Source organism: Campylobacter concisus, from assembly GCF_002165815.1.
In the GTDB taxonomy this organism is placed as follows: domain Bacteria; phylum Campylobacterota; class Campylobacteria; order Campylobacterales; family Campylobacteraceae; genus Campylobacter_A; species Campylobacter_A concisus_BH.
Genome location: NZ_NDYN01000002.1, coordinates 129,998 through 138,726, shown reverse-complemented (window position 1 = coordinate 138,726; position 8,729 = coordinate 129,998). Strand labels below are relative to the sequence as shown.

Below are 8,729 nucleotides of genomic sequence, written 5' to 3'. Positions count from 1 at the left end.
GGGGGGGGGAGACTATTGATTGGTGATATTCCTAATATAAGTAAAAAGAAACGTTTTTTATCATCAGAGGCTGGTCGCAACTTTCATATGAAGTGGTCATTATCTAAAACTTTTCCAAATGTTTGTTGGAATAAGCTAGAACCACTTTGTATAGATGATAGTGTAGTTTTTTCCATACTTCAAAGGTATCGTTCTATGGGTTGTGAGTCTTATTTGCTTGAACAACTTAGTGGTCTTCCTATGAATAATACAAGAGAAGATGTTCTGATAGTGAAGCAATAATGGATATCTTAAGCTTAATAGGACGCACGAAAAATCTCTTTGAAGATGATATAAATGCGCTTGATAAAGAACTAAAAGAGATAGTTTCAAGCTCAAGCTTTTTAGTTATCGGTGGGGCAGGATCTATAGGCTCTGCCGTGACAAAAGAGATCTTTATAAGAGACCCCCAAAAACTCTACGTCGTTGATATCTCTGAAAACAACCTTGTTGAGCTAGTGCGTGACATAAGAAGTGAGTTTGGATATATAAATGGTGACTTTAAAACTTTTGCCATAGATGTTGCAAGCGCCGAATTTAACGCGCTTTTGGCGCAAAGTGGTGGATTTGACTACGTTTTAAATTTATCAGCGCTAAAGCACGTTAGAAGCGAAAAAGACCCATTTACACTCATGAGAATGCTTGAAACAAACATCTTTAACACTGATAAAACGCTGGCTCAAGCTTCGGATATGAAGTCAAAAAAATATTTCTGCGTTAGCACCGACAAGGCCGCAAACCCTGTAAATTTAATGGGAGCTAGCAAGCGCATCATGGAGATGTTTGCGTTTAGGCACTCTTTAGAGATAGATGTTTCTATGGCTAGGTTTGCAAACGTGGCATTTAGCGACGGCTCGCTTCTTTTTGGCTTTCAAAAACGCATAGAAAAGGCTCAGCCCATAGTCGCTCCAAACGACGTCAGACGCTACTTTTTAACGCCAAAAGAGAGCGGCGAGCTCTGCCTTTTAAGCACTATTTTTGGCGAAAATAGAGATATATTTTTCCCAAAATTAGATGAAAATTTAGACCTCATAACATTTAGCGAGATAGCCAAGCGATACTTGGCAAATTTAGGCTACGAGCCATTTTTATGTGAAAATGAGGAGGAGGCTAGAAAGCTAGCCAAAGTGCTTCCAAAAGATGGCTTTTATCCTTGTCTTTTTGCGCCTAGCGATACGACTGGAGAGAAGGACTACGAGGAGTTTTTCGTTGATGGCGAGAAGCTTGATATGCAAAGACTTCAAAATATTGGCATAGTTAAAAATGATGCAAATTTTGACAGTAAAAAGCTAGAAATTTTCAAAAACAATATCTTAAATTTAAAATCAAGCTTGGCATGGAGCAAAGAGGATGTTTTGCGCGAGGTCTTCGAGCTCATACCAAATTTTATGCATAAAGAAACAGGAAAGTATCTCGATGAAAAAATGTGATTCTGACGAGGTTTTGAAATTTATAAAAAGCACTTTTGGCAAGGACAAAGTTCCGCTTCACGAGCCTAAATTTATAGGCAATGAGAAAAAATATCTACTTGAGTGCATCGACTCTAGCTTTGTCTCAAGTGTCGGCAAATTTGTCGATGAGTTTGAGAGCAAGCTAGCTCAAATGGTCGGTGCTAAATTTGCAGTTGCCACGACAAATGGCACCTCGGCGCTTCACATCTGCCTAAAACTAGCTGGCGTAGAGCAAAATGACGAAGTGATCACGCAGCCAGTTACTTTTATAGCCACTTGCAACGCCATTAGCTACCTTTTTGCAAAGCCGGTTTTTGTAGACGTTGATCTTGATACACTTGGTATGTCGCCAGCGTCACTTAGTGCGTTTTTGGAGAAAAATTGCGAGCTAAAAGGCGGCAAATGCGTAAATAAAACTAGCGGCAGGATAGTGCGTGCTTGCGTGCCTATGCACACTTTTGGACTGCCTTGCAAGATAGATGAGATAGCTGAAATTTGCAAGCGTTGGAACATCGCTTTAGTAGAAGACTGCGCCGAGAGCCTTGGTAGCTACTATAAAGGCACTCATACGGGGAATTTTGGCAAGCTTGCAGCGATGAGCTTTAATGGCAATAAGATAGTCACAAGCGGAGGTGGCGGAGCTATCATCACAAACGATGAGGAGATAGCAAAGCACGCTAAATTTATCACCACAACGGCCAAGGTGCCACATCCTTTTGAGTATCGTCATAGCGAGATCGGATACAACTACCGCTTACCAAATTTAAATGCAGCTCTGCTCGTGGCGCAGCTTGAAAATTTGGAGCTATTTTTAAAGAGCAAACGCGAGCTTGCGATGATTTATAAAGAGTATTTTTCTAAATTTGATGATGTGAAATTTATAGATGAGCCAGCGAATGCTAGGTCAAATTTTTGGCTAAATGCGGTGCTCTTTGAAAGCCGTGAAAAGCGAGATGAGTTTTTGAAATTTAGTAATGAAAATGGCGTTTTTACTCGGCCTATCTGGCAGCTCATGAATGAGCTTGATATGTTTAAGGATTGTCAAAGAGATGAGCTAAAAAATGCTAAATTTCTAAGCGATAGGATAGTAAATATCCCAAGTAGCGCAAGAGTTTAGCCATATACGCAAAATAATAAGGAGAGTGGCATGAAGCTTAAAATAGGGTATTTTGCAGATGGAGTTTGGAGTCACAATGCATTTGATAAGCTTATTAAAGACAAAGATATAGAGATAAAATTTATCTGTGCTAGGTATGATTCAAATGATGAAAAACTTTTAAATTATTCAAAAGAATTTAATATCGACTATTTAAAACATAACGATATAAATTCTGACGAGTTTATTGAAAAAATAAAACATTATGATTGTGATTTGTTTGTGTCAATGTCTTTTAATCAAATTTTTCAATCCAAGATCATAAATTTGCCAAGATATAAAACTATAAACTGCCATGCAGGTAAATTGCCATTTTATCGAGGCAGAAATATCCTAAACTGGGCTTTGATAAACGACGAAAAAGAATTTGGAATAACAGTTCATTATATGGATACTGGTATAGACACTGGTGATATAATCTTGCAAAAATGTTTTACTATAACAGATAATGATGACTACAAAAGCATACTAACAAAAGCGCATAGCGAGTGTGCAAATATTTTATACGAAGCGATATGTTTGTTTAAAAATGGCAAAGCAGGGTCTAAAAAACAAGAAGGTATTGGATTTTACTGCTCAAGACGTATTGAAGGTGATGAAAATTTAAATTTTAATCAAACAAGTAGAGAGGTGTTTAATTTTGTACGTGCCATTTGTTATCCAGCTATAGTAGCAAGGGTATTTCTAAATGGTAAAGAGATGAAGATAAATAAAGTAGAGCTTGTAAAAGATGCACCACAATATAAATGTGTTCCTGGTGCAATTTTGTGTAAAGACGGTGATACTTTTTTGGTAAAAACACAAGATAGTTTTGTAAAAGTTGTGGAATATGAATATGATGGAAAGATTAAGGTGGGAGATAGATTTGATGTCAAATAGAGTTTTTATCATAGCTGAGGCTGGGGTAAATCACAATGGTGATATAAATTTAGCTAAAAAACTGATCGACGTGGCAGCCAAAGCCGGCGCTGATGCGGTTAAATTTCAGACTTTTAAGGCTCAAAATCTTGTTTCAAAAAACGCACAAAAGGCTAGCTATCAAAAAGAAACTACCGATAAAAATGAAAGCCAGTTTGAGATGATAAAAAAGCTTGAGCTAGACGAGAATACGCATAAAGAGCTCATAGCCTACTGCAAGCAAAAAAATATCACTTTTCTCTCAACTCCTTTTGATAGCGACAGCATAAAGCTTCTTGATGAGCTGGGGCTTAGCACATTTAAGATACCAAGTGGCGAGATAACAAATTTACCTTATCTTAGGCAGATAGGTGGGGTTAATAAAAAGATCATTCTCTCGACTGGCATGGCAAATTTAGGCGAGGTGGAAGCTGCGGTAGAAGTACTTGTAAAAAGTGGCACGAAACGTGAAAATATAAGCCTTCTTCATGCAAATACGCAGTATCCAACGCCAATGGAAGATGTAAATTTAAAGGCGATGATAACTCTTAAAAATGCCTTTGGTCTTGAGGTCGGATATAGCGATCATACGCTTGGCATCGAGGTCGATATCGCAGCGGTTGCCATGGGCGCAAAGATCATAGAAAAGCACTTTACGCTTGATAAGAGCCTGCCCGGACCTGATCATAAGGCTAGTCTTGAGCCAGATGAGCTAGCGGCTATGGTTAGGGCTATTAGAAATATCGAGCTAGCGCTTGGAGACGGACTAAAACACTTTAGCAAAAGCGAGAGCGAAAATATCAAAATAGCTAGAAAGTCGATCGTGGCAAAACGAGATATAAAAAAGGGTGAAATTTTTAGCGAGCAAAACATCTGTGTAAAACGCCCAGGAGATGGCATAAATCCTATGAGGTGGGATGAGGTGATCGGGCAAATTTCACAAAAAGACTATAAACAAGATGAACTGATATGAGAAAAATTTGTGTAGTGACAAGCACTAGAGCTGAATATGGCCTGCTTTACTGGCTCTTAAAAGAGATCGAGGCAGATAGCGAGCTTAAGCTTCAGCTTATTGTTACTGGTATGCACCTAAGCCCTGAGTTTGGACTAACATACAAAGAGATAGAAAAAGAATTTAAGATAGATAAAAAGATAGAAATTTTAAGTGGTTCGCATACAAGTCTTGATATTTGCGCTGAGATGGCAAGGGTTTATGAGAAATTTGCTTCAGCATTAGCTGAGCTTAAGCCTGATATATTAGTGCTTCTTGGTGATAGATATGAGATATTTGGTGTAGCAGGTGTCGCTAGTATCATGCAGATACCAATAGCGCATATCCATGGCGGCGAGACCACACAAGGGGCATTTGACGAGGCTTTTAGGCACAGTATAACAAAGATGAGCCATATACATTTTGCAGCCACAAATGAGTATGCAAACCGTATAATCCAGCTTGGCGAAGATCCCAGTAGAGTTTTTAATGTCGGCGGCCCTGGCATAGAAAATATAAAAAAGCTAAATTTACTAAACAAAGATGAGTTTGAAAAGTCTATAAAATTTAAGCTTGCTAAAAAAAATATCCTCATCACTTTTCATCCGGTGACACTTGAAAATAGTAGTGCAAGAGAGCAGTTTAATGAGCTTTTAAATGCACTTGATGAACTAGAGGAAACAAATTTTATCTTTACAAAAGCAAATAGCGACACAGATGGCGATGTGATAAATAAAATGATAGATGAGTATGTGAGCGAAAACCCACAAAAAGCCGTGGCTTTTGCCTCACTTGGGCAGCTAAGATATCTAAGTGCTATTAAATTTGTTGATATTGTTTTAGGAAATAGCTCAAGCGGCCTTTTGGAAGTTCCAAGCTTTAAAAAGGCCACAATAAATATAGGCGACCGCCAAAAAGGACGTGCTAGAGCTAGCAGTGTGATAGACGTTAGGCCTGTTAAAGAAGAAATTTTAGCTGCTATAAAAAGAGCGTATTCAAAAGAATTTGAGCAAACTTTAAAAGATACGATAAACCCATATGATGGTGGCAATCCAAGCAAAAAAATGGTTAAAGTTTTAAAAGAGATCAAGCTTGATGGTATTTTGAAAAAGAAATTTTATGACGTAAAGATATAAATAATGAAAAATATAGAAAACATAAAGCTAAAACAAAATGCTACTATAAAGGAAGCTTTGGGGATTATAGATAGCGGAGCTATGCAGATAGCTTTAGTTGTTGATGACAATGATAAGCTTCTTGGGACACTGACAGATGGAGATATAAGAAGGGGTATATTAAGGGGGCTAGACCTTGATAGTCCTATAGAGACGATCGTTTTTAAAGAGCCTGCTATTGCAAAAATTTCTAGCACAAAAGAGGAAATTTTAAAGATAGCATTATCTAAAAAACTTCACCAGATACCAATAGTAGATGATAATGGAATAGTTTTGGACTTAAAAGAGATAGAAGAGCTTGTTGAGCCAAAGATCAAGACAAATAGAGCTATCCTAATGGTAGGAGGCCTTGGCACTAGGCTTAGACCGCTTACGCAAGATATGCCAAAGCCGATGCTAAAGGTTGGAAATAAGCCGATTCTTCAGACGATAGTCGAGAGATTTGCAGAGTATGGTTTTGTAAATATCACGATGTGCGTAAATTTTAATGCAAGCATCATTAGAGACTATTTTGGCGACGGAAAAGAATTTGGCGTAAATATAGACTATGTTTTAGAGCAGAAAAGGATGGGCACAGCAGGGGCATTAAGTTTGCTAAAAGAGCGTCCAAGCGAGCCATTTTTCGTAATGAACGGCGATCTTCTTACAAATGTAAATTTCGAGCACATTTTTAACTATCACACGCTACATAAAGCCACAGCTACAATGTGTGTCAGAGAGTACGACTACGAGGTACCTTACGGCGTAGTAAAGATGAATGATAATAAAATAACTGCTATCGCAGAAAAACCGGTGCAGAAATTTTTTGTAAGTGCTGGGATATATATGCTCTCACCTGAAATTTTAGATCTGATCCCGAAAAATGAGTTTTACGACATGCCTGCGCTATTTGAAAAGCTTATAAAATTAAGTAAAAATGTTATATCATTCCCGATCAGAGAGTACTGGCTTGACATCGGACGTATGGAAGAATATCAAAGAGCAAATGAAGAGTATAAAGAAGTTTTTTAATGTATAAAAATAATAGTTTTTTAGCGATTGTACCGGCAAGAGGAGGCAGTAAGGGTTTGCCTGGAAAAAACATTAAAGAATTATGCGGAAAGCCACTTGTAGCATGGAGTATAGAGGCTGGACTAAAAAGTAAATATGTAGATGAGGTCATGGTTAGCACTGACGATGAGAAAATTGCAGAAATTTCAAAAAAGTATGGCGCAAATGTCCCATTTTTAAGACCAAGTGAGTTGGCAAGTGACACTGCCACAACCTTTGATGCCATAAAACACACTATAGATTATTATAAAAATGAATTAAAAAAAGAGTTTGACTATATCGTTTTATTAGAGCCTACATCGCCTTTGAGAGAAGTTTGTGATATAGATAGGGCTATTGAAATTTTACTAGAGTCAAAGGCTGATTCGATTGTTGGAATTTGTAAAACAGAGAGTCAAAATCCAGCTTTTTTAGTCTCAAAAGATGAAAAAGGCTTAATTTCTGGATATGAAAATAAAGACATGAGAGTTCTAAGAAGACAAGAGATAAAAGATGTTTATTTCTTTGAAGGAACGATCTATGTCTCTAAGACGGATGTTTTGCTTGATAAAAAAACATTTTATCACGACAACACCATAGGCTATGAAGTTCCAAAATACAAATCACTAGAGATAGATGATATTGATGATTTTGTAATGGTTGAAGCGATAATGAATTATAAAGGTTATAAAAATGGCTTATCAAGATAGATTATTAAAAGCAATACCTGGCGGTGCGCATACTTATAGCAGAGGGTTTGATCAGTATCCAGCCAATGCTCCACAAATTTTAAAAAGAGGCAAAGGCGCATATGTATATGACGAAAATGGTAGAGAATTCTTAGACTATGGAATGGCGCTTAGGGCTGTAAATTTAGGCTATGCAAATGAAGAAATAAACAAAGCTGCGATCGAGCAAATAGAATTTGGAAACAATCTAACTAAGCCTAGCATGATTGAGCTAGAGGCTGCTGAATTATTAATAGATATGATAGATAGTGTTGATATGGTTAAATTTACTAAAAATGGCTCAACAGCAACAACAGCAGCTATCAAACTTAGTAGAGCATACACTGGAAGGGAGCTGGTTGCAAGATGTGCAGAGCACCCATTTTTTAGCTATGATGACTGGTTTATTGGTTCTACGCAACTTACCAAGGGCATACCGCAAAAGGACACTGAAGGCACAAAAACATTTGGCTACAACAACATTGAAAGCTTAGAGAGGCTTTTTGATGAATTTCCTAATCAAATAGCTTGTGTGATTTTAGAGCCAGCGGCAACAGAACACCCAAAAGATAATTTTTTACATAAAGTAAGAGATCTGTGTCATAAAAATGGAGCAGTATTTATACTTGATGAAATGATAACTGGCTTTAGATGGCATTTAAAAGGGGCTCAATATTATTACGACATTAAGCCTGATTTGTGCACTTTCGGAAAGGCAATGGCAAATGGATTTTCAGTTGCGGCTATTGCTGGAAAAAGAGAGATAATGCAGCTTGGCAGTATAGAATTTGAAGGCAGAGAGAGAGTTTTTTTGCTGTCAACAACACATGGTGCAGAGATGAGTGGCTTAGGTGCTTTTGTTGCGGCTATGAAATTTATGAAAGAGCATAATGTGGTTGAGTATATTTGGAACTATGGCACAAAACTAATCTCGATGATAAATGAGCTTGCAAAAAAATATGAAATCGAAAGAAATTTCGTAGCAGGCGGGATCGAGTGCAGCCCGTACTATTTGACCTTCGATAAAAATGGTCAAAATTCTTTAGGGCTAAGAACTCTTTTTTCTCAAGAAATGATCAAAAATGGTGTGCTTATTCCTTGGGTGGCACTTTCTTATGCTCATGGAGAAAATGAACTTGCAAAGACAAAAAATGCACTAGAAAAAACTTTTGAAGTTTATAGAAAGGCAGTTGATGAAGGATATGAAAAATATTTAGTAGGTAGCCCCATCAAGCCAGTGTTTAGAAAATTTAACTAAAAGTA

9 protein-coding genes are annotated in these 8,729 nt (G+C 37.4%); all 9 read left to right on the top strand.

Annotated features, from left to right (window positions below):
• Positions 1-282, top strand: a 282-nt coding sequence (locus B9N65_RS03640) for a hypothetical protein (RefSeq protein ID WP_219336877.1), incomplete at its 5' end; no start/stop codon positions are given.
• Positions 282-1,469 (top strand): UDP-N-acetylglucosamine 4,6-dehydratase, encoded by a 1,188-nt coding sequence (locus tag B9N65_RS03635; protein ID WP_307772200.1) that lies wholly within the window; start codon positions 282-284, stop codon positions 1,467-1,469. The genes B9N65_RS03640 and B9N65_RS03635, both read left to right, overlap by 1 nt.
• Positions 1,456-2,607 carry a LegC family aminotransferase gene (locus B9N65_RS03630; RefSeq protein WP_087582845.1) on the top strand — a complete coding sequence of 384 codons (1,152 nt, stop codon included), beginning with the start codon at positions 1,456-1,458 and terminating at the stop codon, positions 2,605-2,607. Before B9N65_RS03635 ends, B9N65_RS03630 begins: the two co-directional genes overlap by 14 nt.
• Positions 2,608-2,637: 30 nt before the next feature.
• Positions 2,638-3,525, top strand: coding sequence for a methionyl-tRNA formyltransferase (locus B9N65_RS03625; RefSeq protein WP_087582844.1), 888 nt, complete (start codon positions 2,638-2,640; stop codon positions 3,523-3,525).
• The gene (neuB, locus tag B9N65_RS03620) at positions 3,515-4,516 is read left to right on the top strand and encodes an N-acetylneuraminate synthase (RefSeq protein WP_087582843.1); all 1,002 of its coding nucleotides are present in this window, start codon (positions 3,515-3,517) and stop codon (positions 4,514-4,516) included. The genes B9N65_RS03625 and neuB overlap by 11 nt, the downstream gene beginning before the upstream one ends.
• Positions 4,513-5,670, top strand: coding sequence for a UDP-N-acetylglucosamine 2-epimerase (gene neuC, locus B9N65_RS03615; RefSeq protein WP_087582842.1), 1,158 nt, complete (start codon positions 4,513-4,515; stop codon positions 5,668-5,670). Before neuB ends, neuC begins: the two co-directional genes overlap by 4 nt.
• Positions 5,671-5,673: 3 nt before the next feature.
• On the top strand, positions 5,674-6,720 hold the full coding sequence (locus B9N65_RS03610) for a nucleotidyltransferase family protein (RefSeq protein ID WP_087582841.1): 1,047 nt from the start codon (positions 5,674-5,676) through the stop codon (positions 6,718-6,720).
• Positions 6,720-7,448 carry an acylneuraminate cytidylyltransferase family protein gene (locus B9N65_RS03605; RefSeq protein ID WP_087582840.1) on the top strand — a complete coding sequence of 243 codons (729 nt, stop codon included), beginning with the start codon at positions 6,720-6,722 and terminating at the stop codon, positions 7,446-7,448. The genes B9N65_RS03610 and B9N65_RS03605 overlap by 1 nt, the downstream gene beginning before the upstream one ends.
• Positions 7,432-8,724, top strand: a complete 1,293-nt coding sequence (locus B9N65_RS03600; RefSeq protein WP_087582839.1) for a glutamate-1-semialdehyde 2,1-aminomutase — start codon at positions 7,432-7,434, stop codon at positions 8,722-8,724. The genes B9N65_RS03605 and B9N65_RS03600 overlap by 17 nt, the downstream gene beginning before the upstream one ends.
• Positions 8,725-8,729: the final 5 nt, after the last annotated feature.